This is a genomic window from Pseudomonas fluorescens, assembly GCF_902497875.1.
Classification (GTDB): Bacteria; Pseudomonadota; Gammaproteobacteria; order Pseudomonadales; family Pseudomonadaceae; genus Aquipseudomonas; species Aquipseudomonas fluorescens_BR.
The window spans coordinates 15,372-40,011 of sequence record NZ_CABVHY010000021.1 but is presented as its reverse complement, the minus strand read 5'-3'; the positions used below and the strand labels follow the sequence as shown (position 1 = coordinate 40,011).

21 protein-coding genes are annotated in these 24,640 nt (G+C 59.3%); 14 read left to right on the top strand and 7 right to left on the bottom strand.

Annotated features, from left to right (window positions below; translation table 11 throughout):
- Positions 1–282: 282 nt before the first annotated feature.
- The 6 genes from F8N85_RS20740 (at position 283) to F8N85_RS20715 (ending at position 8,439) form a co-directional block, all read left to right on the top strand.
- Positions 283–765 carry a sigma-70 family RNA polymerase sigma factor gene (locus tag F8N85_RS20740; protein WP_150805391.1) on the top strand — a complete coding sequence of 161 codons (483 nt, stop codon included), beginning with the start codon at positions 283–285 and terminating at the stop codon, positions 763–765.
- Between the two features lie 132 nt (positions 766–897).
- Positions 898–2,235, top strand: a complete 1,338-nt coding sequence (locus F8N85_RS20735) for a lysine N(6)-hydroxylase/L-ornithine N(5)-oxygenase family protein (protein WP_150805390.1) — start codon at positions 898–900, stop codon at positions 2,233–2,235.
- Positions 2,236–2,811: 576 nt separating this feature from the next.
- Positions 2,812–3,528 carry an MgtC/SapB family protein gene (locus F8N85_RS20730; RefSeq protein WP_150805389.1) on the top strand — a complete coding sequence of 239 codons (717 nt, stop codon included), beginning with the start codon at positions 2,812–2,814 and terminating at the stop codon, positions 3,526–3,528.
- Between the two features lie 170 nt (positions 3,529–3,698).
- Positions 3,699–4,145, top strand: a complete 447-nt coding sequence (locus tag F8N85_RS20725; protein ID WP_224795718.1) for a response regulator — start codon at positions 3,699–3,701, stop codon at positions 4,143–4,145.
- A 403-nt stretch (positions 4,146–4,548) separates the two neighbouring features.
- On the top strand, positions 4,549–5,190 hold the full coding sequence (locus tag F8N85_RS20720; RefSeq protein ID WP_150805388.1) for a response regulator transcription factor: 642 nt from the start codon (positions 4,549–4,551) through the stop codon (positions 5,188–5,190).
- Positions 5,191–8,439 carry a transporter substrate-binding domain-containing protein gene (locus tag F8N85_RS20715; RefSeq protein ID WP_150805387.1) on the top strand — a complete coding sequence of 1,083 codons (3,249 nt, stop codon included), beginning with the start codon at positions 5,191–5,193 and terminating at the stop codon, positions 8,437–8,439.
- An 18-nt stretch (positions 8,440–8,457) separates the two neighbouring features.
- Here F8N85_RS20715 and dkgB read toward each other — a convergent pair whose 3' ends face one another.
- The 3 genes from dkgB to F8N85_RS20700 form a co-directional block, all read right to left on the bottom strand.
- Positions 8,458–9,261, bottom strand: a complete 804-nt coding sequence (gene dkgB, locus F8N85_RS20710) for a 2,5-didehydrogluconate reductase DkgB (RefSeq protein ID WP_150805386.1) — start codon at positions 9,259–9,261, stop codon at positions 8,458–8,460.
- A 147-nt stretch (positions 9,262–9,408) separates the two neighbouring features.
- Positions 9,409–9,948, bottom strand: a complete 540-nt coding sequence (locus F8N85_RS20705; protein ID WP_150805385.1) for a PaaI family thioesterase — start codon at positions 9,946–9,948, stop codon at positions 9,409–9,411.
- A 116-nt stretch (positions 9,949–10,064) separates the two neighbouring features.
- Positions 10,065–10,973, bottom strand: coding sequence for a LysR family transcriptional regulator (locus F8N85_RS20700; RefSeq protein WP_150805384.1), 909 nt, complete (start codon positions 10,971–10,973; stop codon positions 10,065–10,067).
- A gap of 107 nt (positions 10,974–11,080) precedes the next feature.
- Between F8N85_RS20700 and F8N85_RS20695 the strand changes: the two genes are divergently transcribed.
- The 5 genes from F8N85_RS20695 to F8N85_RS20675 all read left to right on the top strand — a co-directional run bounded on the left by F8N85_RS20695 (position 11,081) and on the right by F8N85_RS20675 (position 15,652).
- Positions 11,081–11,947 carry a pirin family protein gene (locus F8N85_RS20695; RefSeq protein ID WP_150805383.1) on the top strand — a complete coding sequence of 289 codons (867 nt, stop codon included), beginning with the start codon at positions 11,081–11,083 and terminating at the stop codon, positions 11,945–11,947.
- Positions 11,948–12,029: 82 nt separating this feature from the next.
- Positions 12,030–12,713, top strand: a complete 684-nt coding sequence (locus F8N85_RS20690) for an isochorismatase family protein (RefSeq protein WP_150805382.1) — start codon at positions 12,030–12,032, stop codon at positions 12,711–12,713.
- A 57-nt stretch (positions 12,714–12,770) separates the two neighbouring features.
- A complete protein-coding gene (gene ycaC / locus F8N85_RS20685) occupies positions 12,771–13,397 on the top strand; it encodes an isochorismate family cysteine hydrolase YcaC (RefSeq protein ID WP_150805381.1) in 627 nt (208 codons plus the stop codon).
- Positions 13,398–13,629: 232 nt separating this feature from the next.
- Complete coding sequence (locus F8N85_RS20680; RefSeq protein WP_150805380.1) at positions 13,630–15,072, top strand: mechanosensitive ion channel family protein; 1,443 nt, start codon at positions 13,630–13,632, stop codon at positions 15,070–15,072.
- Between the two features lie 139 nt (positions 15,073–15,211).
- Positions 15,212–15,652 carry a carboxymuconolactone decarboxylase family protein gene (locus tag F8N85_RS20675; RefSeq protein WP_150805379.1) on the top strand — a complete coding sequence of 147 codons (441 nt, stop codon included), beginning with the start codon at positions 15,212–15,214 and terminating at the stop codon, positions 15,650–15,652.
- 7 nt (positions 15,653–15,659) lie between these two features.
- Here the strand turns inward: F8N85_RS20675 and F8N85_RS20670 are convergent, their stop codons facing one another.
- From F8N85_RS20670 to F8N85_RS20655, 4 genes are all read right to left on the bottom strand, one after another.
- Positions 15,660–17,252, bottom strand: a complete 1,593-nt coding sequence (locus F8N85_RS20670; protein ID WP_150805378.1) for a DHA2 family efflux MFS transporter permease subunit — start codon at positions 17,250–17,252, stop codon at positions 15,660–15,662.
- The gene (locus tag F8N85_RS20665; RefSeq protein WP_150805377.1) at positions 17,249–18,385 is read right to left on the bottom strand and encodes an HlyD family secretion protein; all 1,137 of its coding nucleotides are present in this window, start codon (positions 18,383–18,385) and stop codon (positions 17,249–17,251) included. The genes F8N85_RS20670 and F8N85_RS20665 overlap by 4 nt, the downstream gene beginning before the upstream one ends.
- A 157-nt stretch (positions 18,386–18,542) precedes the next feature.
- Positions 18,543–19,526, bottom strand: a complete 984-nt coding sequence (locus F8N85_RS20660) for a zinc-dependent alcohol dehydrogenase family protein (protein WP_150805376.1) — start codon at positions 19,524–19,526, stop codon at positions 18,543–18,545.
- Positions 19,527–19,647: 121 nt separating this feature from the next.
- Positions 19,648–20,190, bottom strand: a complete 543-nt coding sequence (locus F8N85_RS20655) for an Hsp20/alpha crystallin family protein (RefSeq protein WP_150805445.1) — start codon at positions 20,188–20,190, stop codon at positions 19,648–19,650.
- Positions 20,191–20,485: 295 nt separating this feature from the next.
- Between F8N85_RS20655 and F8N85_RS20650 the strand changes: the two genes are divergently transcribed.
- The 3 genes from F8N85_RS20650 to F8N85_RS20640 all read left to right on the top strand — a co-directional run bounded on the left by F8N85_RS20650 (position 20,486) and on the right by F8N85_RS20640 (position 24,563).
- The gene (locus F8N85_RS20650; protein WP_150805375.1) at positions 20,486–20,986 is read left to right on the top strand and encodes a sigma-70 family RNA polymerase sigma factor; all 501 of its coding nucleotides are present in this window, start codon (positions 20,486–20,488) and stop codon (positions 20,984–20,986) included.
- A 40-nt stretch (positions 20,987–21,026) separates the two neighbouring features.
- Positions 21,027–22,010, top strand: a complete 984-nt coding sequence (locus F8N85_RS20645) for a FecR family protein (protein ID WP_150805374.1) — start codon at positions 21,027–21,029, stop codon at positions 22,008–22,010.
- A gap of 96 nt (positions 22,011–22,106) precedes the next feature.
- Positions 22,107–24,563, top strand: a complete 2,457-nt coding sequence (locus F8N85_RS20640) for a TonB-dependent receptor (RefSeq protein WP_150805444.1) — start codon at positions 22,107–22,109, stop codon at positions 24,561–24,563.
- Positions 24,564–24,640 lie beyond the last annotated feature (77 nt).

Sequence of the window (24,640 nt, the reverse complement as noted above, 5' to 3'; positions counted from 1 at the left end):
CCCGTCATTCAGGCTTCAGGCAGCGTTGAACGCTGTCGGTGGGCCGACAGACACGGGGAGCTGTCATGTAGACGAGGACGGGGGGTTGGAATTTAGCTGTTTATACAGGCGGTTAACGCGGTTTATCCGGGGTTTTTCGCAAGCATTTGTAACCAGCTCTTTAAATCTACATGAGAATTACTATAAATTACGCGCCTTCAAACTGCCATCATCTTGCACCGTAGCTTTTGGGCAGTCGGTCATGCTCAAGGACAACAGCCGCGTTGAATGCGGCCGGGAGTCATGTTGGAAAACTACTATCGCGAGCTGGTGTGTTACCTCAACGCCAGGCTGGGCAACCTGCAGGTGGCCGAAGATGTGGTGCATGACGCTTATGTCCGGGTGCTGGAGCGCTCTAGCGCCACGCCAATCGAGCAACCGCGCGCGTTCCTCTATCGCACGGCACTGAATCTGGTGATCGACGGCCACCGGCGTAATGCCTTGCGCCAGGTCGAACCACTGGAAGTGCTCGACACCGAGGAGCGGTTCTTCACGCCTTCACCGCAGACCTCCCTCGATCACGGACAACGCCTGGACATGCTGCAACGGGCGCTGGCCGAGCTGCCAGCGCTGTGCCGTGAGAGTTTCCTGCTGCGCAAGATCGAAGGTCTGTCCCATCCGCAAATCGCCGAACGCCTGGGTATCTCCCGCAGCCTGGTGGAGAAGCACATCGTCAATGCCATGAAGCATTGCCGGGTGCGCGTAAAACAGTGGGATGCCCACTGAGCCGCTGCAGCTAAATTTTTTTTCATCGTCCTCGTTCCTCTCAACAGACGATCTGCTGTCCTGTCACAGGCCGGTCAGGTCACTACGGCTTTCTCCCCGCGTTGAGGGGGGCTTATCCAGAGGACACTGGAAATGACACAGGCAATTGCATCGACCCTCGTTCACGACCTGATCGGCATCGGTTTCGGCCCCTCGAACCTGGCGCTGGCCATCGCACTGCGAGAGCGCGGGCCGGCTCAAGGCGCGCTGGATGTGCTGTTCCTCGACAAGCAGGCTGACTACCGCTGGCACGGCAATACCCTGGTGACCCAGAGCGAATTGCAGATTTCCTTCCTCAAGGACCTGGTGACGCTGCGCAATCCCACCAGCCCTTATTCCTTTGTCAATTATCTGAAAACCCACGGCCGCCTGGTGGACTTCATCAACCTGGGCACCTTCTATCCGTGTCGCATGGAGTTCAACGACTACCTGCGCTGGGTCGCCGGGCACTTCCACGAGCAGAGCCGTTACGGTGAAGAGGTGCTGGCCATCGAGCCGGTCCTGCATAACCAGCAAGTCGAGGCGCTGCGGGTAATTTCCCGGGATACCCGGGGCCAGGAGTCTGTCCGTACCAGCCGTGCGGTGGTGGTCAGCGCCGGTGGCACGCCACGGATTCCCGAAGCGTTCAAGGCGCTCAAGGATGACTGGCGGGTATTCCACCATTCGCAGTACCTCGAACGCATGGCCCGACAACCCTGCGTCAACGGCCAACCGATGAGCATCGCGATCATCGGCGGTGGGCAGAGTGCGGCAGAAGCCTTCATCGACCTGAACGACAGTTTCCCTTCGGTACAGGTCGATATGATCCTGCGTGGGTCGGCATTGAAACCGGCCGATGACAGCCCGTTCGTCAACGAGGTGTTCTCGCCGGAGTTCACTGATCTGGTGTTCCAGCAAGCCAGCAGCGAGCGCGAACGATTGGTCAACGAGTACCACAACACCAACTATTCAGTGGTCGATATCGACCTGATCGAACGCATCTACGGCATTTTTTACCGGCAGAAAGTTTCCGGAATCGCCCGCCATGCCTTCCGTACCCTGACCACCGTGGAAAAAGCCACGGCGACCGAACATGGAGTGCAACTGGCGCTGCGCAACAACGCCACCGGTGAGCTGAATGTTCGCCACTATGACGCGGTGGTGCTCGCCACCGGTTATGAGCGGCAGATGCACCGCAAACTGCTTGCCCCGCTTGAAGCCTGGCTGGGCGACTTCGAGGTGGATCGCAACTATCGACTGCTCACCGATGAGCGCTGCAAGGCTGGTATTTATATGCAGGGTTTCTGCCAGGCCAGCCATGGTTTGAGCGACACCTTGCTGTCGGTGTTGCCGATCCGCGCGGATGAGATTGCGACCTCTCTGTACGAGCATTGCAAGAGCCGGGAGCAGAGTCGTTCGGTACGGGATTTTTTGTTGGCGACTGCCAGCTGAGATTTTCGGTGTCTGTGGGGCCGTCTTCGCGGGCAAGCCCCAATGCCAGTCAGTTAACGTAATCTTTGGTCTGGCGGGCATTTGTGGCGGGGGGCATTCTCAGGTTTTGCGACTGCTGCGCAGCCGAGCGGGGGCAAGCCCCCCTCGCCACATAGGCCTCCAGAGCGATACAAATCCACAAACCTGAACCCTTCCTGAAGAATCCTCTAATTCACCACCCGCAGATTTTCATTTGGATTATTCTCTAAAAATCGACGCATAAGCTTCGCGCGTTTTCATCAATTTCGGAGCCCCATAATGGGTACTTGTTCGAGTGACAGTAGTCGGCCGGTATCAGTAACCGGCACATTCTCGGCAAGATAACGCACAGTCTCCTGTGCCGTTGTCTCGCCGAAACGCGAGCAGCGGCCTCCCGATCACGGCCAGTCCAGGCCGGCATCCCGACGTCTCTCTCATCGACGCTGAACAGTGTGTGATACACGGCATTGCGCCGTCATCGCAGCACCGTCGACGCGCCTGTCTTTTTGTTGCCGATGGGGGCACAAAGGACCGTGGCGATCAAGGAGAAATATTTCCATGCAAGCACTCGACACTATCAATCCGACCTCCCTGGTCGACACCCTGGTCAGCCTCAGTGCGGCCTTTATTCTCGGCGGGCTGATCGGCTTCGAACGCCAGTACCGCCAGCGCACTGCCGGGTTGCGGACCAATGTCCTGGTGGCGCTGGGCGCGGCGATTTTCGTCGACATGGCCAACCACCTGAGCGGTGCGGAAGGGGCGGTGCGGGTGGTGGCGTATGTGGTCTCGGGCATAGGTTTTCTCGGTGCCGGGGTGATCATGCGCGAGGAGGGCAACGTCCGTGGCCTGAACACTGCGGCAACCCTCTGGGCTTCGGCGGCAGTCGGTGCCTGTGCCGGTGCCGACCTGATTGTGGAAGCGTTGCTGGGCACCTTGTTCGTCCTTGCGGCGAACACCTTGCTGCGCCCGATCGTCAATAACATCAATCGCCAGCCACTGGACGTGGTGTCGGCCGAGGTCACCAATATCGTCTACGTCATTGCCCGGCGCTCGCAGCAAAAGGCGGTGCTGGCGTTGCTCGAAGCCGAACTGGAACGCAGCAACTATCCGGCGAGCGATGTCGATGTGCACGCGTTAGGCACGGACGAGGTGGAAATCGAAGCAACCCTGGCCACGACTTCGGTTGACGGTGACGAACTGGATGGACTGGTGGCGCGTATCTCCACTTCGACGCTGGTGGTGCAGGCGTTCTGGAGTCCGAGTACCACTGAATAGTGATCACGGGTGCAATGCAGGTATCGAGGCACACCGCCACGCGTAAGGAAATGTCCGGATTTTTTGAGAAAAGTCCTACATAAAATTCGCTGGCTCTCGCATAGCCTAGTTTCCTATCGGAAGTTGGCAGGCGCAGGTCTGCCGAAATGTCATTGCCATGGTCGCCAAATATGTCGAATAAAGCGTTACGCATCTTGATTGCCGATGATCAGCATTTTCATCGAATGAAAATCGAGAGGGTGTTGAACCAGCTGGGTTATTTCCGGATAGCTCCGGCAAATACCCTTCAAGAGCTTTTATCCCTGGTGGAATACGGCTGCGAGCCGTTCGATCTGGTGATGATCAGTGCGTCAATGACCACCGGCTTCGACCTGGATCTGTTGGCGTTCTGTGTCGACAACGAGCAGATTCGGCATGGGTTTATCTATGATGACCAGCGTGTGCAACGGACACCGATCCAGGCCAGCCACCGGCAGAAGGTCGAGGTAAGCCTGGCGCGCACGCCGGATCTCGAGTCGATCGGGCGGTTGATGAACAGTATCGATCCGCACACTCGATATGCCGAAGTATCCGGGACACCGTGGCAGAGCGGTTTCTGTCATAGCTACGCATGCTAAGGGACAGGCTTCCCTGTTCCAGATCTATTCCGGATGCGTTTTTTTGCGTCACTCCCTGGCTCGTTGGGCTTCAGAGAGAAGTCTCTCGTTCCGTGCAACCCGGTTGCTGTTCTCGTTTGTTCCGAATCAGCGAGCGGGAAATCGAAGCCCGCAATCTGAGCAGTAGATCACCCAAACTCTCGCCATTTCACCTCTGTACGCACAAGTTTTGAGGTTACCGTTCGTCTGAACTGTCATTTCTGACAGGTAGATGAAGCAAGTCCCGTCATGTAAGAGTAATCAGCGCAGGCGTAGTGCTGACGCGCCGTCCCGTCAGTCAGCCGCGCGGGTTGAGACGTAGAAGCTTCTTGGCGCAAGGACGTTCTTGCCACCGGCATAGACCGGCGCTTATGTAGGAAGTCAAATGAGCAAAGATCCGAAAAACACAAAAGCTCTGGTTGTGGATGATCATCCGGTCATTCGGGCTGCGGTCAAAATGGTTTTGAAGGAAAAATTCCAGATAATTCTGGAGGCCTGCAATGGCGTGGAAGCGGTGCAAATAGCCCGAGAACATAAACCCGATCTCATTGTGCTGGATATCTGCATGCCCAATATGGACGGGTTGGAAGTCTTGAGCCGGCTCAAGGACTTGCAGTCGTTCGGCCCGATACTGGTGTATACCTCCCTCGAGGCGGCTCACTACTCCGCTCGCTGCATGCGTAACGGCGCCTTCGGTTACATTTCGAAAACCAACGACCTGGAAGAGTTGAGTAAAGCGCTCAATGCGGTGATGTCGGGTTATACCTACTTTCCTCGTTTGCCTTGCAGTTCGGTGCATCTGGGCGACCTGCAGTACTCGGAAATGCAGTTGATCGAAAAATTGTCCGACCGTGAGCTGACGATTTTCCAGGGCCTTGCGCGAGGTCTGAGTAACAAGGACATTGCCAGGTCGATGCTCTTGAGCCACAAGACCATCAGCACCTACAAAACCCGATTGATCGAAAAGCTGAAGGTCCAATCGTTGGTCCACTTGCGCGATTACGCGATACGTAATCATCTGATCTGAATGAAAACCATCCTGCGCGTGGGGCTGGCCTTCGGGATACTGCTCGGCCAACTGTTGTTTTCGTCCGGCGCCGTTGCCCAGACGCAAGCTTTGCATCTGCTGGGCCGCTCGCAGGTTCAGGATTACCGGGTCGAGCTCGATGAGGCGGATTGGCGCTGGTTGAGGGCCAAGGGGGTTTTACGGCTGGGCGCCTCGGCACCGGATTATGCGCCGTTCGATCTGACCCTTAACAACCATGATTTTGAAGGGATCACCGCGGACTATGCGGACTTGCTCGCGCAGTTGCTGCACATCCGCATCGACGTGCTGCGCTATGAGTCACGCGAGGCGGTCATCGATGCATTGAAACGCGGGGAGCTGGATCTGTTAGGCACGGCCAACGGTTTCGAGGCCGCCGACCCGCAACTGGCCATGTCTCAGGAGTACGCCGAAGACTTGCCGACACTGGTCACTCGCAATGGCGACAGCAGCGAGCTACCACCCGATCTGGCAGGCAAGCGCGTGGCGATGCTCAACCATTACCTGCCGCCTCAGGCCGTGCGCGATTTCTATCCGGATGCCAGCCTGCAACTTTATCCTTCGCCCCTGAGTGCCATCGGCGCGGTGGCTTTTGGTCAGGCAGATGTGTACCTGGGCGACTCGATCAGCGCCCAATATCTGATCAACAATAACTACCTGAACAATGTCCAGCTGACAGACTTTTCCCGGCTGGAAATGAACCCTTTCGCTTTTGCAATGGACAGTGGAAACCAGCGTCTGCGGCGAATTGTCGACGCAGCGCTGGCGGTGATTCCAATCGGTGAGCGGATGACCATTCTGCGCCGCTGGAGCTCCGGCAGGACCAGCTTCACCGGCCAGCAGATGCTGAACTTCAGTCTCAGCGAGCAACACTGGCTGGAAAAAAATCCGCGGCTGAAAGTCGCGGTTATCAATGACGTTGTGCCCCTTTCATTTTTCGACGAAAAGGGCGAGTTCCTTGGGCTCAGTGCCCAGGTCCTGGCCAAGATCAGCCTGCGCACCGGACTGAAGTTCGATATGGTGCGGGGCAGTTCGTTGACCGGGCAAATCCAGAAAGTGCAAGACGGTGAGGCCGATCTGCTGGCGGTCATTACCCATAGCGCTGAGCGTGAGACCGGGTTGCGTTTCACTCGACCCTACCTGGTCAACCCTTTTGTGTTAGTCACCAACACCCGCGCCGGCAGTCCCGACACACTGGATGATATGGCAGGCAAGAGCCTGGCCCTTGTTCGCGGCAACGGAATGCGCGAATTTGTTCTGGCCGCGGCTCCGGGCATTCGTTTGATTGAAGTGGAAAACCAGGCCCAGGCGATGGAACTGGTAGTCAATAGAAAGGCCGATGCGGCCCTGAACTCGCTGATCAGCGCGCGTTACATGATTTCCCGCCGCTACCGCGATCGCTTGCGCATAACCAGCACAGTGGGCACGGAGCCAGCGCGTATTTCCTTTGCCACCAATCGGGGTGCCCTTGAACTGTATTCGATCCTGAACAAGGCCTTGTTAAGCATCCCGCCGGAAGAAATGGATGAGCTGGCCAATCGTTGGCGCAATGAAGTGGTAGTGGCGGACAGCTATTGGTTGCGCAACCGTACGGTGATCATCCAGGGCTTTGCCCTGGCTGCCGGGTTGCTGTTACTGGCATTGAGCTGGATTGCCTACCAGCGCCGACTGATCCGCACGCGTCAGTTGCTGTTGCAACAACTGCAAGAAGCCAAGGATGCCGCGGACGATGCCAATCGGGCCAAGACCAGGTTCCTGGCAACGATGAGCCATGAAATCCGTACCCCGATGAACGCGCTGATTGGCATGCTCGAACTGGCCACGAAACGGGCGGCGCAGGGCATCACGGACCGCTTTTCGATAGGGGTCGCTTCAGCCGCGGCGCGGGAGTTGCTGGACTTGATCGGCGACATTCTGGACATTGCGCGGATCGAATCGGGGCATCTTTCCCTGACCCCGGAGCGGGCCGATTTTCGGGCACTGGTCGGGTCTGTAGTGAGGGTCTTCGAAGGGTTGGCTCAGGACAAGCACCTGCGATTGGTACTGGAGCTGGACGACAAGAGTGACCGCGAAGTGCTTATTGACCCACTGCGCTTCAAGCAGATCGTTTCCAATCTGCTGAGCAATGCCATCAAGTTCACCGACACCGGTGAAGTGCGTCTGAGGGTGCAGGTCGAGCCAGGCTCGCAGCCGGGACATCTGGGCATTTGCCTGCGGGTCGAGGACACGGGAATCGGTATCAGCATCCATGACCAGCAGCGCTTGTTCAGTCCGTTCACTCAGGTCGGCAATCCAGCTCAGTCGGTGCGTCACGGGTCGGGTCTGGGCTTGGTCATCAGCCGTTCGTTGTGTGAAATGATGGGCGGTACCTTGCGACTGAACAGTGTCCCGGGCCTGGGAACGCAGATCGAGGTCAGGCTGCAACTGCCGGTTCTGCAGGCGCTGGCTCAACCGACAGTCCCGGTCACGGAAGATCTGCTGCCTACTCAACCGCTGAGTATCCTGGTGGTGGATGATTACCCGGCCAATCGTCTGTTGTTGACCCAGCAACTGAGCTATCTGGGTCACCGCATACTGGAGGCCGAGGATGGGGAGCAGGGACTTGAATGCTGGCGAAATCATCAGTTCGACGTGGTCATCACCGACTGCAATATGCCGGTCAGGAGCGGCTATGAACTGGCCGTCGCCATTCGCGATGAAGAACAAACCCTGGGCCTCGAGGCTTGCCTGATCCTTGGATTTACCGCGAATGCCCAGCGCGAAGAAAAGATCCGCTGCATGGACGCGGGGATGGACGATTGCCTGTTCAAACCCATCAGCCTGCACGACCTGAACGCCCGATTGGCCTCCAGGGCTCCAGGCACGACCTCGATACCGCTTGAAAAGAGCATCGGACCAACATCCGCTGAATTTGACCTGCGCGGTCTGGAGCAATGGGTCGGCGCGGACCGGACGCTGATCGACAATCTGCTGGATGACCTGGCTTCCAGCAACAAAGAAGACCTGATCCGGCTTCAGGATTTTTACGCCAACCGCGACCACCGAGGTCTCAGGGATCTGGCGCACCGGATCAAGGGCGGTGCCCGAATCGTCCAGGCGCAGCACTTGATCCTTTGTTGCGAAGGTCTGGAAGCGGCCATTGGCGAGCGTGATAAAGCGTCACTGACCCAGGCGGTCGCGGCCTTGCAAGAGGCTATGGAACGCCTGGCCCAGGCTCTGCACCAGCACTGATCGCGACGGCTGGGTGGTTCAATCCCAGATTGGCGCGATGCCTTTGGGGCTGGTCAGACGCTGGCCACGTTCAAGGGTGGTAATTAGCGCCATGTCGGCGGCACTCAAGGTCAGGGCACAGGCCTTGAGGTTACTCGCAAGGTTGGCACGTTTGGTGGAGGAGGGGATCACCGCGTAACCCGACTGCATGGCCCAGGCCAGTGTGACTTGCGCCGCAGTGGCCTGAAGTCGATCGGCGATCTGCTGGATCAGCGGGTCCTTCAACACTTCGCCATAGGCCAGGGTCATGTACGAAGTGACGTGGATGCCCTGGCTTTGCGCGAACTCGACAACGGTACGGTTTTGCAGGTAGGGATGCAGTTCGATCTGGTGGGTGGCGATGTTCTCGGCACCGACGGCTGCGATGGCTTGCTTCATCAGGTCGACGGTGAAGTTGGAAATACCGATCTGCCGCGTCAGGCCTTGTTGTTTGGCTTCGAGTAGCGCGCCCATGAATTCGGCAACCGGTACCTGGTCTTCCGGTGATGGCCAGTGAATCAGGGTCAGGTCCAGGTAATCGGTCTGGAGTTTTTGCAGGCTTTGCTTGAGGCTATCGATCAGCTTGTCTTTGGCGAAGTTGGCGACCCAAATCTTGCTGGTGATGAATAGCTCTTCGCGAGGGATGCCACTGTTGGCGATGGCCTGGCCGACCTCGGCTTCGTTCTCGTAGATCTGCGCGGTGTCGATCACTCGATAGCCCAGTTCAAGGCCGTTGCTCACCGAGTCGATGAGCACCTGGCCCTGCAGACGAAAAGTGCCAAGGCCGAACGCGGGAATAGACATGCATGACTCCAGGGGTTGCAGTGGGGATGGCCACGAGTATCCCCATTCGTGCCTATGAGAAAAACCGCTGGAACGACAAAGCAATGTTTACCGCAAGTCATGAATCCGGCCCCAAAGAGCGTCCCCGCAAGACCAAGCTTGCTCGCCTTACCCCCGATCCTCAAGAATCATGCAAGTCGTCGACCCGGTCGCATACAGCCGGCCATCCACATCATAAATCCGCCCCTCGGCCAATGCCGTCGAACGCCCCAGATGGACGATCTTGCCCTCGGCGCGTACCGGCCCGCTGCTGCCTGTAAGGGCGCGGACATAACTGATGCGCAGGTCCAGGGTGGTATAGCCCTGACCCTTTTTCAGTTGGGTGTGGATCGCGCAGCCCATGCAGGAATCCAGCAAGGTCGCGGCATAGCCGCCATGTACGCTGCCCAGCGGGTTGTAGTGCCGTGAGTCGGGCGTACCCTGAAAAATGAACAGCCCGGCGGACCACTCGATAGGGATGAAGTCCAGCAACGTGCCAATGGGCGGCGAGGGCAGTTCGCCGTTACCGATCCCCTCGAAAAACTCCGTTGGCGACAACGCACTGACTTCGGCCATGGACAGACTGCCGGGCCCGGCCAGACGGGCGCGCATGGTCTGTTCCTGAGCGATCCACTGGGCCAGGGTTGCTTCGCGGGAGGGGCTTTGCATGGGGAATTCCTCTGCGGTTCAGTGAAGAGTACGAGATGAATATTATGATTGAAATATAATCTGAGCCAGTGACAAATACGCCACAAATCGGACAATTCGACCGCTTCACCAGCGACTCAGGCAATGTCGCTTTGGCTGAATTCCTCCCCCAGGAAGTCGATCAAGGTCCGCACCGAAGGCAGCAAACCACGTCGGGAGGGGAAGATCGCATGAATAATCCCGGATTTTGGCGTCCAGCCCGGTACCAACTGGACCAGCCTGCCAGCGGCCAGGTCCTCGCGCACCACCACGCCGGGCAGGTGGGCGATGCCGATACCGGCCAGCACCGCGTGACGCAGAGCGATCAGGTCATCGGTGACCATCCGCGGGTGATGGCGGATCACCGCGCTGGCCCCCTCCGGGCCGAACAGTTCCCAGTGGTATTCGCGTTGCGCCGCACCCCAGTGCAGGCTTGGCAGGCCGCTGAGGTCGGCAGGAGAGGCGGGTGACGACAGGCGCGTCAGGAAGTCCGGGCTACCCACCAGGCATTGGGTGCTGTTGCCCAGCACTTTCATCACCAGGTCGCTGCTTTCCAGTGGTGGGAAACGCACGCGCAGGGCGATATCGAAGCCTTCGTGAATCAGGTCGACCCGGCGGTTGGTACTCTCGATAAACAGCTCCACCCGCGGGTACTTGAGCATGTAGCGGGTCAGCATCGGCCCGACCCAGGAATTGAGCAGCGCCGTCGGGCAACTGATGCGCACCAGCCCCTGAGGCTCGGAGCGGTTGCGCTCGATGACTTCCGCCGCGCTTTCGGCTTCGACCCGCATGGCCAGGCAACGTTGGTAGTACTCCTGACCGATTTCGGTCAGCGAACAATGCCGGCTGGTGCGATGAATCAGCCGCACGCCGAGGCGCTCTTCGAGCTGCGAAATACGCCGGCTGAGTTTCGACTTGGGCATGTCCAGCGCACGCCCGGCGGCGGCGAAACCACCGTGTTCCACCACTTGAGTGAAGTAGTAGAGGGTGTTCAGGTCTTCCACTATCGTTCTCCAAATAGAACGCTAAGAGTGATTTTTGCAGTCTACCGCATCAAAGGTATCGGATTTAAGGTGTGTCCATGGTTTCACTCAACCACTTTCGGAGGCCCACCATGAAGAACATCATCGGTATCTACACCAGCCCAAAGGCCCATTGGGTGGGCGACGGTTTCCCGGTTCGTACGCTGTTTTCCTACGACAGCCTGGGCAAACACATCAGCCCGTTCCTGCTGCTCGATCACGCCGGCCCTGCCGAGTTCACCCCAACGACGCAACGACGTGGCGTTGGTCAGCATCCGCACCGTGGTTTTGAAACCGTGACTATCGTTTACAAAGGCGAACTGGAACACCGTGATTCCACCGGCAGCGGTGGCAAGATCGGCCCCGGCGACGTGCAGTGGATGACTGCTGCCTCCGGGATCCTGCATGAGGAGTTCCATTCTGAAGCGTTCGCCCGCAGCGGTGGCACCCTGGAAATGGTCCAGCTGTGGGTCAACCTGCCGGCCCGGGACAAGATGGCCGATGCCGGTTACCAGACCATCCTCGATGGCGATATCCCGAACCTGCCGCTCAAGGACCAGGCCGGCAGCCTGAGGCTGATCGCCGGTGAATTCGACGGTCATACCGGACCGGCGCGCACGTTCACCCCGATCGATGTCTGGGACATTCGCTTGAACGCCGGCAAGGCGCTGACCCTGGACCTGCACGAAGGTCGTAACACGGCGCTGGTGGTGCTGCGCGGCACGGTTCAGGTCAACGGCCTGGAAAGCGTTCGCGAAGGACAGCTGGCCTTGTTCGAACGCAACGGCGATCAGCTCAGCCTGGAGGCTAATAACGATGCAGTGGTGCTACTGCTCAGTGGCGAACCGATCGACGAGCCCATCGTCGGCCATGGCCCGTTCGTAATGAACACCGAGCAGGAAATCCATCAGGCATTCGCCGACTTCCAGTCCGGCCAGTTCGGTCAGATGCGCGGCTGATAAAACACTCCGTTCTACCCAGGATGCGTAGGTCGGTTACAGGCCAGGGATGGCTGTTGCCCAACATAAAGAGGAAACGCTCATGAGCACTACCAATGCGGCCAACTTCAATGGCCTGAAACCAATCATCGACCCCAACGACAGCGCACTGCTGTTGATTGACCACCAGAGCGGGCTGTTCCAGATCGTCAAGGATATCGACGTGCCGCAACTGCGCGCCAATGCCATTGCCCTGGCCAAAGCCGCGACCTTGCTGAAGATGCCGGTGATCACCACCGCCTCGGTGCCACAAGGACCGAACGGGCCGTTGATTCCGGAAATTCATCAGGAGGCGCCGCACGCGCAATACGTGGCCCGCAAAGGTGAAATCAACGCCTGGGACAACCCTGAGTTTCACGCCGCGGTGAAAGCCACCGGCAAGAAAACCCTGGTCATCGCCGGCACCCTGACCAGTGTCTGCCTGGCCTTTCCGTCGATTGCCGCGGTGCATGAAGGCTACAAGGTCTTTGCCGTGGTCGACGCCTCCGGCAACCATTCGAAACTTGCCACTGATCTGACGATTGCCCGTTTGGCCCAGGCCGGGGTGGTGCCGATCGACATCATGGCTACGCTATCTGAGCTGCAAGGGTCGTGGAACCGTCCTGACGCCGAGCAGTGGGCTGCTGTTTACGCCCAGGCCATGCCCCATTATCAATTGCTGATCGAGAGCTATCTCAAGGCTCAGCAAGTGGCGAACGAACACGAAGTGCTGGACTCCCAGCGCTAATCGAGTACCCCCACGCCGAATTTCACTCGGCATCGATAAGAAGCGAGGACTACTACAATGGCTACCTCTTACAAACGTCTGGATAAAGACAACGCCGCGGTGCTGCTGGTCGATCATCAGGCAGGCCTGCTATCGCTGGTGCGCGACATCGAACCGGACCGGTTCAAGAACAACGTGCTGGCCCTGGCCGATCTGGCCAAGTACTTCAAGCTGCCAACCATCCTCACCACCAGTTTCGAGACCGGCCCCAACGGCCCGCTGGTGCCGGAGTTGAAGGCACTGTTCCCGGATGCGCCGTACATTGCCCGGCCGGGGCAGATCAACGCCTGGGACAACGAAGACTTCGTCAAGGCAATCAAGGCCACCGGCAAGAAGCAACTGATCATCGCTGGCGTGGTGACCGAGGTCTGCGTGGCATTCCCGGCGCTGTCGGCACTGGCGGAAGGCTTTGAAGTGTTCGTGGTGACCGATGCGTCTGGCACCTTCAACGAACTCACCCGCCAATCGGCCTGGGACCGCATGTCGGCATCTGGCGCACAGCTGATGACCTGGTTCGGCCTGGCCTGCGAGTTGCACCGCGACTGGCGCAACGATGTGGAAGGGCTGGGCACTTTGTTCTCCAACCATATACCCGACTACCGCAACCTGATGACCAGTTACAACACCCTCAGCAGCAGCAAATAAACCTGCCTTGGGTAGGCGCTGGTGTAATCTGCGATCTTTTCGCGATCAGCTGAATCGGTGGAAGATCAAAAGATCGCAGCCTTCGGCAGCTCCTACAGGTGCGTGTACACCCGAGCGGTTCAACAACAGACAGGGGCTTCTTCAGAAGCCCCTGTCTGGCTTTTTAAAGCTATAACTCCACATGGGTAATTTGTGCGATCTTCGCGCCATTGGCCTTCGCTGGAGTTGTTTGATGCCGTCTCTTCTCACTGATCACCCGCTGCTTTGCGCTCTGGCCTTGATCCTTATCGACCTGCTGTTGTGGCGGCTGATCTCGGCCAGTGGCAGCAACTGGAGACTGGCGGTGCGCCTGGTGATTTTCTCGCTGTTCAGCGTGCTGCTGTTCAACGAAGGCATGAACCCGATGCAACCGCCGCCCTGGCCGGAGAATGTGCCCTTGCACCTGGCCGCCACTGGCTTGCAGATCGCTTGGTGGCTGTTCTGCGCGCGGACCCTGACGGTGTTGAGCGGCGTTTTGATGATGCAGCGGGTCGGCCACACTGGGCGGCTGTTGCAGGATTTGCTCGGCGCGGTGATTTTCCTGATCGCGATCATCGCCGCACTGGCCTACGTGCTGGATTTACCGGTCAAGGGTGTGCTGGCGACTTCCGGTGCCGTGGCGATCATTGTCGGTCTGGCGTTGCAAAGTACCCTCAGCGATGTGTTTTCCGGCATCGTCCTGAATACCACCAAACCTTATCAACTGGATGACTGGATCTCCATCGACGGCACCGAAGGTCGGGTGACCGATATCGACTGGCGGGCGACTCGCCTGCAAACCGCCCAAGGCAGCATGGCAGTGATCCCCAATTCCCTGGCGGCCAAGGCCAAGATCATCAACTTCAGCCGGCCCAGCGACATGCACGGCTTGTCCGTCAGCCTGCAGATCAGCCCTCATGCCCGCCCGCAAACGGTGATCGAAGCGCTGGAGCGGGCCATGCAGGGCTGTCGGCAACTGCTTGGCCAACCCGCACCGAATGTGACGCTGAAAAGCTTCGGCAGTGGCGGGGTGGAATACGAAATCAGCGGATTTGTCTCGTCCATGGGCCAGAAGCGCGAAGTGCGCAATCAGCTGTTCGATCTGGCCTTCCGGCACCTGAAGGCCTCGGGCGTGAGCGTGCTGTCGACGGTAGAGAACGCTGCGCCGGCCAACTTTTCCCGGCCCCGGGCGTTGCTGGAAAGCTCGAATATCTTCTCGACCCTGCGCCAGGAGGAGAAAGACACCTTCAGCCAGAACATGAAGCTGCAAACCTTCCGCGCCGGCGAGATGATCCTGCCCAGCGGCGAAGTCAGCGATCATCTGTTCATTATCGAATCCGGAGTGGTATCGGTGGCGCTCAGCCGCGGCGGCAGTAAATTCGAGGCCGGGCGCATGGGCCCCGGAGAAGTGATCGGCGAGGCCGGGATCCTCGAAGGCGGGGCGGTGCCCGCGGACTTCTCGGCCAAGACCTTTTGCACCTTGTATCGCATCGAAAAGGAATACCTCACACCCTGCCTGGATGCCCGTCGCGACATCGGTGATGCGATGAAAAACCTGTTGGATTACCGTCTGCATACCGCGCAAACCTTGACCCGGGAAGTGCCGAAAGCGGTGGAGAAGAAGGGCTTTTTGCAGTGGTTGCGCAGCAGGACTTAGGGGGTGTGTGGTGTTTTCTGGTGGCAGTCGGCGAGTATTCACCGCCGATTGGCATCCTCAACTTCCCAATAATTGGCTATTTGTGCCAACCACAGGCGGGGCTACCGTAGCTGCACACCCACTTGTTATGGAGCACATCATGCAACCTCGTATCGATTTCTACGCCGCCTCGCCGGACGCCCTCAAAGCCATGATCGCGCTGGAAACCGCGGTGACGAAACTGCCGCTGGAAAAAACGCTGATCGAACTGGTCAAGTTGCGCGCTTCGCAAATCAACGGCTGCGCCTTCTGCGTCGACATGCATACCGCTGACGCCCGCAAGGGCGGTGAAACCGAACGCCGGCTGTATGCGGTGTCGGTCTGGCGTGAAACACCCTTCTTCACTCCACGTGAACGTGCGGCCCTGGCCTGGACCGAATCCCTGACGCTGCTCAGCGAAACTCACGCACCGGATGAAGATTACGCACAGTTGAGCGCCGAGTTCGATGCCAAGGAAATGGTCGACCTGACGGTGGCGATCACCACCATCAACGCCTGGAATCGCCTGGCGGTGGGCTTTCGCAAAATGCCGCAGGCCTGAGTCACGATCAATGAGCGTCTGCTGACGGCGCGGCCGGTGGTTGCACCTTACGCATCAAGGGCACCATCGCTGTGGCGATGATGAAGCAGACCATGATCATCAGAAATGCATCGCCATAGGTTTGCGTCTGGGCTTCGCGGAAGGTCAGCAGCCACAACTGATGCAGGCTGGCGGTGACGCCTTGGTCGCCGGTCAGGCCAAGGGTGGCAAAGTTGCTGCCCACCTGCGTCAGCCAGTGGTTCAAGGCTTCGTTACTGCTATTGAGGTGCTCCGCCAGCCGGGTGAAATGCAGATTGGTGCGGTCATTGAGGATGGTCGCGCAGGCGGCGATACCGATCGCACCACCGAGGTTGCGCATCAGATTGAACAGCCCCGAAGCATGTTTCAACCGCGAGGGGGCCAGCCCACCGAGGGTCAGGGTCACGGCCGGCGGTACGGCCAATTGCTGGGCGATACCGCGCAAGGCTTGTGGCAGCATCAACTCCCTGGCCCCCCAATCGTGGGTAATCGGGCTGAAATCCCACATCGACAGGGCGAATAACCCAAGCCCGGTCATCATGATCCAGCGCAGGTCGATGCGATTGGCCAGAAACGCATAGAGCGGAATCGCCAGGATCTGGAACACCCCGGTAGAAAACACCGCCAGCCCGATGTCCAGCGCGCTGTAGCCGCGCACCCGTCCGAGAAACAGCGGCGTCAGGTAAATGGTCGCAAACAGGCCGATGCCGGTGATGAAGGAAAAAAAACAGCCCAAGGCAAAGTTGCGATCTTTCAAGGCGCGCAAATCGACGAGCGGATTGGCCACATGCAACGTGCGGCCGATAAAGGCCAGGCCGGCCAGTCCGGAGATCCATGCGGTGGTGAGGATGGTGCTGTCGCTGAACCAGTTCCAGCGCGGGCCTTCTTCGAGGGTGTATTGCAGGCAGCCGAGAAACAGCGCCATGAACAGCATGCTCAAGTAGTCGGCGCCCTTGAGCAGTGACAGTTCCGGCTGGTCGATTTTCACCAGCATCGGCACCGCCACCGCGACGAAAATCCCCGGCACCAGATTGATGTAGAACAGCCAGTGCCAGGACGAGATGTCGGTGATCCAGCCGCCGATCACCGGGCCCAGGGTCGGTGCCAGCGAAGCGACGGCGCCGATGGTGGCGGCGGCGATCACCCGTTGCTTGCCGGCAAAGAAAAAGAACGCAGTGGTGAACACCAGGGGAATCATCGAACCGCCGAGAAAGCCTTGCAGCGCCCGGAAGGCGATCATGCTCTGGATGTTCCAGGCCGCGCCGCAGAGCAGGCTGGCCAGGGTGAAACCGACCGCCGAGGCGCAAAACAGCCAGCGCGTGGAAAACACCCGGGACAGCCAGCCCGAGAGCGGGATGACGATGATTTCGGCGATCAGATAGCTGGTCTGCACCCAGGCGGTTTCGTCGGTGCCGGCCGAGAGTCCGCCGCCGATGTCCCGCAGTGAGGCCGAGACGATCTGGATATCCAGCAGCGCAATGAACATGCCGATGCACATGGTGGCGAAGGCGAACACCTTGGTCGCGGTGGCCATGGTAGCGGCATCGAAGGGTTGGGCCGGGGCGATGAGGGCGCGACTCATGGTGCGCTGGCCTGGGTCAGCGCAGGCGAGGACTGTTTATCCTCGGCTTTGGTGTCGACCGAGGCCGTCACCGAGAGGCCCGGACGTAGTTGCCCCAACACCGCATCGGCCGGGTCGAGGGCAATGCGCACCGGCACCCGTTGGACAATTTTGGTGAAGTTGCCGGTGGCGTTTTCCGGCGGCAGTACGCTGAACTGCGCGCCGGTGGCTGGCGCCAGGCTGTCCAGATGCCCATGGAATTCACGCCCGGGCAGCACATCGGCGTGGATGCTGACCCGCTGACCCGGGAGCATGTGCGCCAATTGATCTTCCTTGAAATTGGCATCGACCCACAGGCCGCTGGCCGGCACCACCGAGAGCAGTTGCGAACCGGCCTGAGCATAGGCACCGACCCGCGCGCGCCGGTTACCAATGACCCCATCGATCGGCGCGCGCAACTCGGTGTAGCCGAGGTTCAAGCGAGCGATATCGCGCTCGGCCTGGGCCTGGATCAAGGCCGCTCTGGCCTGCTGTTTCTGGGTGGCGATGACCATCAGCTGACGCTGGCTGGCGAGCAGTTCAGCCTGCGCCCGAGCACCAAGGGCTTGCGCGGTCTTGAAGGTGGCGTCGGCCCGCTGCGCGCTTTCCACCGACACCGCGGAACTGCCGACCAGGCGCTTGTAGCGCGCATTATCGTCCCGCGCACGGGACATCTCCGCAGCGGTCCCATCGATCCCGGCCCGGGCTTGAGCGATCACCGCGTGCTGCAGTTGTTCGGTGGCATCCAGGTTGGCCAGCAAGGCTTCTTCGGCGGCGACTGCACCCTCGGCCTTGGCCAGGTTGGCGCGGTAGTCCCGTGAGTCGAGGCGAATCAGCAAGTCACCGGCATGCACCGGTTGATTGTCGGTCACCAGCACCTGCTCGATGTAGCCGGGTACTTTTGGCCCGATCACCGTGACATCGCCGCCAATATAGGCATCGTCGGTGTCTTCGATAAAACGTCCGCTGGTCCACCAATGCAGACCATAAAGCCCGATCAGTACCAGCGAAGCAGCCACCAGCAGCATCAGCAGCAGACGTTTGAACAAGGCCGGCCGCGGTGGGGCCAGTGTGGCGGCGACGCCGGGTTCTTCAACTGCAGTGAAACTGGTCATGGCAGGGCACCTGTGGGACGAAAATATTACATGTATAATATGACGTTTGTAATATTTTGTCGCAAGTGGATTTTCCTGCCACTTGTCAGGCGCGCGTTATCGAGCCGTCTGCCGGAGGTACAGGATTGGGGAGAGCAGCGTTAACAGGCATTGGCGCTCATGGCGTCAGCACGATCGCGCCTTTGACCTGTCCTTGTCGCAGGCAGGACAGGGCGGAGTTAGCGTCGATCAGGGCAAAACGAGTGACCTGGGAACGAACGGGGGTATGACTGATTTCGGCGAAGAACGCCTTGCCGTCCTCGCGGGTCAGATTGGCCACCGAACGCAGTATCCGTTCGCCCCACAACAGCTGATAAGGGAAGGCCGGAATATCGCTCATATGGATACCGGCGCAAATCACACAGCCGCCCTTGATCGTGGCTGCCAGGGCCAGTGGGATCAGGGCCCCGACCGGGGCGAAGATCAGCGCGGCGTCCAGCGGCTGCGGTGGCATTTGTTCTGAAGAGCCGGCCCAGGCTGCACCGAGTTTTTTTGCGTAATCCTGGCCTTTAGTATCGCCAGGGCGGGTAAAGGCATAGACCTGCTGACCACGCGCCAGTGCGAGTTGTATGAGCAAATGAGCGGCGGCGCCAAAACCATAGAGGCCCAGTCGTTGCGACGCTCCCGCCAGCCGCAAGGCGCGATAACCGATCAGCCCGGCACACAGTAGCGGGGCAGCCTCGACAGGCGCCAGTGCGGCTGGAATTGACAGGCAAAAACGTGCATCGGCCAAGGTGTAGTCAGCATAACCGCCATCAAGCTGGCACCCGGTGAATAGTGCCTGATCACACAGGTTCTCCCGTCCTGCAAGGCAGAAAGCGCAGTGCCCACAGGCCCAGCCCAACCAAGGAACACCGACTCGCCTGCCGATCCAGTAAGGCGCCACCTGCGAGCCGACGGCCATCACCTGACCGACAATTTCATGGCCGGGAACTCTCGGCAATATAGCTTGCGGCAGCTCGCCATCGACCAGGTGCAGATCGGTACGGCAGACCCCACAGGCAAGCACCTTGATCAGCAGTTGGTGAGCGGCGGGGGTCGGCACCGGACGATCCTGCAATTGCAGAGGCTCGCCAGGGGCTTGTAACACCATGGCACGCATGGGTCTTCTCCAGAGAAGGTTACAAGATTCACTGTAGATCAGCGGTGAAATGAGGAGGTTGCTGCGGTCAAGCAAAAGCCCCTTGCCGGTCTCCCGACAAGGGGCACTGCCACTCATGGTTTCAGTCGGCCTTGATCTGCACGATTTTTTCCGCCTTCATGGCCTCGGGTTTTTTCGGCAGCGACACCGTCAGCACGCCTTTGCTGAAATGCGCTTCGATCCTGTCGGCATCGACTCCCTTGGGCAAGTTGAAGACCCGTTCGAATGAGCCATAACGGCGTTCGGAGAGGTGATAGCCTTTGCGGTTCTCTTCCCGGTCTTCTTTCTTTTCGCCTCTGATAATCAAAGAGCTATCAGATAGCTTGATTTCGATGTTTTTTTCATCCAGACCGGGAAGTTCGGCGCTGATTTCGTAGCTTTTTTCTTTCTCGGCTATATCCACCGCGGGTATGCCGTGACCGATCAATTCCCTGCGCCAGAACGGCTCGAGATCGAAAGCGCTGCGGCTGAAAGGAGAGAGCGCCGAGCCTCGACCGAAATCTTCGAACAGATGGTCGACTTGCTGCCGCAGTTTCTCAAAGGTTCGCCTTGGGTCCAGTGTGCCCGGCTGCCGACTGGTTTTCTCTTCAGAGCTGATGGGCATTTTTTTCACTGAGTTGGACATTTTTTTCTCCTCTTGGGTCACTTCGAGGTGGATTGCAAATGTCCGGGTTGCCTGTCCACCTCGAGGGCACAATCCGGGATGACAACGCTCTGCAGCGGTCTTCCCGGCACAGGCGGGACTGGCCTGTGAACGTCTTTGGTACTCATTAAGCATAGGCCCGCCTGAGGTGTGGATCATTCCAGAGCGAGGGGCGGAAGAAGAAAACGCGACGAGCGGAACGACTTGCGGCTTGAATGAATTGCCGGGCTTAATAGGAAGCATTACTATTCGCGCCCCGCCTCCATAGCGCACCGCAATGACCCCCAAGCTGCCCCGCAGACAAGGCTTTTTCGAGCACTACGAAGAGTTGATCGGCACCTGGACGCGTCGGCTGAGAAATCGTCAGCAGGCCGAGGATCTGGCCCATGACACGTTCGTGCGGGTGCTCGAGTCCGATTCGGCGACGGTCGAGCAGCCACGGGCATACCTGCATCAAACCGCGCGCAATATCGCGGTGGATGCTTATCGGCGTGAAGATCGCCGCGGTGCCATGGAACTGGAAGCGATTCATCAGAGTTCGCCGCCCAGCGGCGATCCGGAGCATTTCATGCACGCGATCCAGCTGGCTGACTCCATCGAGCGGGCGCTCACCGAGCTCCCCGTCAACTGCCGCAAGGTGTTTGTCTGGCAGAAGATCGAAGGCCTGACCCAGGCGGAGATCGCCGAACGCCTGGGGCTGTCTAAAAACATGGTGGAAAAGTATATGATCCGCACCCTGCGGCATCTGCGCGACCGTCTCGATGGACTGAGTCAATGATCTGCCGTGACTTTTCTCCCACCGCCAAACAGGACATTCCATGATGGAGACGGGTGATTGTGCGTGCGGTTCGATGACGGTTCGCGATGAAGCGGCGCAGTGGTTCGTGCGCCTGCAGGATCAGCCGGTGAGCGCCGAAGATCATCTGCGCTTCGGGGCCTGGCTGGAGGAGCATCCTCAGCATCGGGATGAATTCCTGTTGCTGAAAAAACTCTGGACGGCTACCGACCTGTTGCCCAGGGCGCGTTTGCAGGCATTGTGTGACACCCCACCACCTCGAGCCAAACGCCGCCCGATCATGCGTTATGCGGTGGCGGCCAGTGTGCTTGCAGTGTCCCTCGGCTTGGGCTTGTTTAACGGTTTGAGCCAGCCGGCAGCCTACACCGCCGAATTCTCCACGGCCCTCGGCGAGCGTCGCCAGGTGGCGTTGCCGGACGGTTCGGTGATCGAATTGAACAGCCGCAGCCAAATTCAGGTGCGCTATGAACAGGACCGTCGCAGGATCGAACTCACCCAGGGCGAAGCGATGTTCAGCGTCGAGCACGACAGTCGTCGGCCCTTTATTGTCGCCGCCGGGGCCGGCAAGGTCACAGTGACCGGGACGCGCTTCGACGTGCGCCGCGATGAGGCCGAAACCCGGGTGGTGGTTGAAGCAGGGACGGTCAAGGTGCAAGGCAGCGAGGCCGCCGACGGCAAGTTTGTCAGCCTGACCGCCGGCCTTGGCACCCGAGTCGATGCACTGGGCCAGGTGGCCGCGGCTTATGCCGTCAACCCTCAGGAACTCACGGCCTGGCGCAGCGGCAAGCTGGTATTCAACAACGCCAGCCTGACTGAAGTGGCCCATGAAGTATCGCGTTATCGGGATAAACCCCTGCGTGTAACCAATCCTGCGGTGGGTAATCTGCGCCTGACCAGCGTGTTCAAATCCGCCGACACCGATGCGCTGCTCAAGGCCTTGCCGAGCATTCTGCCGGTGGCGGTGCGAACCCTTGACGATGGCAGTCAGGAAATAATTGCGCGATAGATTCAGGTTTTTTTCGAGTTCTTCGTCTTCTTGTCCAACTGCAACTGGTTTGCATTAACAGGTGCACACATGTGTGATCAACAGGACAAGCTCGACGTGAAGAACCTCGACGTTAAAAACAACAATACCGCCACGCGCTCTTTTCGTTGGCTGCCACTGGCGCTGGCCCTCGCGGTCAGCGCAGGCCTGCCATTGGCTTATGCCGAGCAGGCGCCCGGCAACATTCACATCCAGGCTCAACCCTTGGGTGAAGCCCTGAGCCAACTGGGTCAGCAAACGTCGCTGCAAGTATTCTTCAACCCGGAATTGGTGGCCGGCAAGCAGGCGCCGGCCGTGGATGGCAACCTGTCGCCGGAACAGGCGCTGCGTCAATTGCTTGAAGGCAGTGGTCTGGACTATCAGATCGATGCCGGCTCGGTGACCTTGAGTCCGGCTCCCTCATCCGCTTCCGCTGCGCCAACCGGCCCACTGGAATTGGGCGTGACTGATATCAAGGTGGTCGGTGACTGGCTCGGCGACGCCGACGCCGCCGTGGTGCAAAACCACCCGGGCGCGCGGACGGTGATCCGCCGCGAAGCGATGGTCGAGCAGGGCGCGATGAACGTCGGCGATGTGCTGCGCCGGGTTCCCGGCGTGCAAGTACAAGAAGCCAACGGCACTGGCGGCAGTGACATTTCGCTGAACGTCGGCGTGCGGGGGCTGACTTCGCGCCTGTCGCCGCGCTCCACGGTGTTGATCGACGGCGTGCCGGCGGCCTTTGCTCCTTACGGCCAACCGCAGTTGTCCATGGCGCCGATTTCTTCCGGCAACCTCGACAGCATCGACGTGGTCCGGGGTGCCGGCTCCGTGCGTTACGGACCGCAGAACGTCGGCGGGGTGATCAACTTCGTGACCCGGGCAATCCCCGAGAAGTTCTCCGGTGAAGTCGGCAGCACCCTGGAAACCTCGCAACGCGGCGGCTGGAAGCACATCGACACGGCGTTCCTTGGTGGCACCGCGGATAACGGCATGGGCGTGGCCTTGCTCTACTCGGGTGTGAATGGCGACGGCTACCGCAAAAGCAATAATGACAACGACATCGACGACGTGATCCTCAAGACCCACTGGGCACCGACCGATCAGGACGATTTTTCGCTGAATTTCCATTACTACGACGCCAGCGCCGACATGCCCGGCGGCCTGACCCAGGCGCAATTCGATGCTGATCCGTTCCAGTCCGACCGTGATTGGGACAACTTCAGCGGCCGGCGCAAGGACGTGTCCTTCAAGTACCTGCGCCAAATCGACGACCGCACCCAGTTCGAAGTGCTGACTTATTACTCCGACAGCTTCCGTGGCAGCAACATCGCCGCCCGCGATCAGAAAACCCTCAGTTCCTATCCGCGCACCTATTACACCTACGGCATCGAGCCGCGGGTGTCCCATGTGTTCGACGTCGGGCCGACCACTCAGGAAGCCAGCGTCGGTTATCGCTACTTGAAAGAAGGCATGCACGAAGAGGCCAGCCGCCTGGCGCTGGTGAACAATGAGCCGGTAGTCACCCCGACCTCGGACGGGCATGTCTATCAGGACCGTACCGGCGGCACCGAAGCCAATGCGTTTTACATCGACGACAAGATCGATGTCGGCAACTGGACCATTACCCCGGGCATCCGTTTCGAAAACATTAAAACCGAGTGGCACGAGCGACCGGTGCTGGGCCTCAATGGCCGGCCGGTGCAGGAGAAACGTCGCGACATCGAAAGTAACGAGCCGCTACCGGCCCTGAGCGTGATGTATCACCTGTCCGACGCCTGGAAACTCTTCGCCAACTACGAGACTTCGTTCGGTAGCCTGCAGTACTTCCAGCTCGGTCAAGGCGGGGTGGGTGACCAGACCGCGAACGGCCTGAACCCGGAAAAAGCCAAGACCTACGAGATCGGTACCCGCTACAACGATGAGGTGTGGGGCGGTGAGGTCACGCTGTTCTACATCGACTTCGACGAAGAGCTGCAATACGTCAGCAACGATGTCGGCTGGACCAACCTCGGTGCCACCAAGCACCAGGGCCTGGAAGCATCGGTGCGCTATGACCTGGCCGCCCTCGACCCACGGTTGTCTGGCCTGACCGCCAACGCCGGGTTCACCTACACCCGCGCCACCAACGAAGGTGACATCCCCGGCTTCAAGGGCCGTGATCTGCCGTTCTATTCCCGGCAAGTCGCTACCCTGGGGCTGCGTTACGACATCAATCGCTGGACCTATAACCTCGATGCGTTCGCCCAGTCCAAACAGCATGCACCGGGCACCGGGATCAACGCCGATGGCAGCTTCAGTGGCAACTACATCACCGAAGGTACCGCCGATGGTCAGTTCGGTGACATGCCGGGTTACGTGACCTGGAACGTTCGCGGCGGTTACGACTTCGGCTCACAGTTGTCGAACCTGAAACTCGGCGCCGGGGTGAAAAACCTCTTCGATCACCAGTACTACACCCGCTCGAGCGACAACAACTCGGGGATCTACGTCGGGCAGCCACGGACATTCTTTGTGCAGGCCAGCGTGGGGTTCTGATAATTGTAGGAGCGACGGTGCGGCGATCCGACTTGCTCGCGATGGACGTTAACGATAACGCGTGTTTTCTGAATAAA

Coding starts and splice junctions, on each gene's coding strand:
- F8N85_RS20660 (WP_150805376.1), bottom strand. CDS start 19,526: ATGCGTGCCATGGTGTTACAAGCCCCTGGCGAGCCTCTGCAATTGCAG.
- F8N85_RS20695 (WP_150805383.1), top strand. CDS start 11,081: ATGAAGAACATCATCGGTATCTACACCAGCCCAAAGGCCCATTGGGTG.
- ycaC (WP_150805381.1), top strand. CDS start 12,771: ATGGCTACCTCTTACAAACGTCTGGATAAAGACAACGCCGCGGTGCTG.
- F8N85_RS20735 (WP_150805390.1), top strand. CDS start 898: ATGACACAGGCAATTGCATCGACCCTCGTTCACGACCTGATCGGCATC.
- F8N85_RS20740 (WP_150805391.1), top strand. CDS start 283: ATGTTGGAAAACTACTATCGCGAGCTGGTGTGTTACCTCAACGCCAGG.
- F8N85_RS20690 (WP_150805382.1), top strand. CDS start 12,030: ATGAGCACTACCAATGCGGCCAACTTCAATGGCCTGAAACCAATCATC.
- F8N85_RS20675 (WP_150805379.1), top strand. CDS start 15,212: ATGCAACCTCGTATCGATTTCTACGCCGCCTCGCCGGACGCCCTCAAA.
- dkgB (WP_150805386.1), bottom strand. CDS start 9,261: ATGTCTATTCCCGCGTTCGGCCTTGGCACTTTTCGTCTGCAGGGCCAG.
- F8N85_RS20725 (WP_224795718.1), top strand. CDS start 3,699: ATGTCGAATAAAGCGTTACGCATCTTGATTGCCGATGATCAGCATTTT.
- F8N85_RS20705 (WP_150805385.1), bottom strand. CDS start 9,948: ATGCAAAGCCCCTCCCGCGAAGCAACCCTGGCCCAGTGGATCGCTCAG.
- F8N85_RS20655 (WP_150805445.1), bottom strand. CDS start 20,190: ATGTCCAACTCAGTGAAAAAAATGCCCATCAGCTCTGAAGAGAAAACC.
- F8N85_RS20650 (WP_150805375.1), top strand. CDS start 20,486: ATGACCCCCAAGCTGCCCCGCAGACAAGGCTTTTTCGAGCACTACGAA.
- F8N85_RS20730 (WP_150805389.1), top strand. CDS start 2,812: ATGCAAGCACTCGACACTATCAATCCGACCTCCCTGGTCGACACCCTG.
- F8N85_RS20715 (WP_150805387.1), top strand. CDS start 5,191: ATGAAAACCATCCTGCGCGTGGGGCTGGCCTTCGGGATACTGCTCGGC.
- F8N85_RS20645 (WP_150805374.1), top strand. CDS start 21,027: ATGATGGAGACGGGTGATTGTGCGTGCGGTTCGATGACGGTTCGCGAT.
- F8N85_RS20665 (WP_150805377.1), bottom strand. CDS start 18,385: ATGACCAGTTTCACTGCAGTTGAAGAACCCGGCGTCGCCGCCACACTG.
- F8N85_RS20670 (WP_150805378.1), bottom strand. CDS start 17,252: ATGAGTCGCGCCCTCATCGCCCCGGCCCAACCCTTCGATGCCGCTACC.
- F8N85_RS20720 (WP_150805388.1), top strand. CDS start 4,549: ATGAGCAAAGATCCGAAAAACACAAAAGCTCTGGTTGTGGATGATCAT.
- F8N85_RS20680 (WP_150805380.1), top strand. CDS start 13,630: ATGCCGTCTCTTCTCACTGATCACCCGCTGCTTTGCGCTCTGGCCTTG.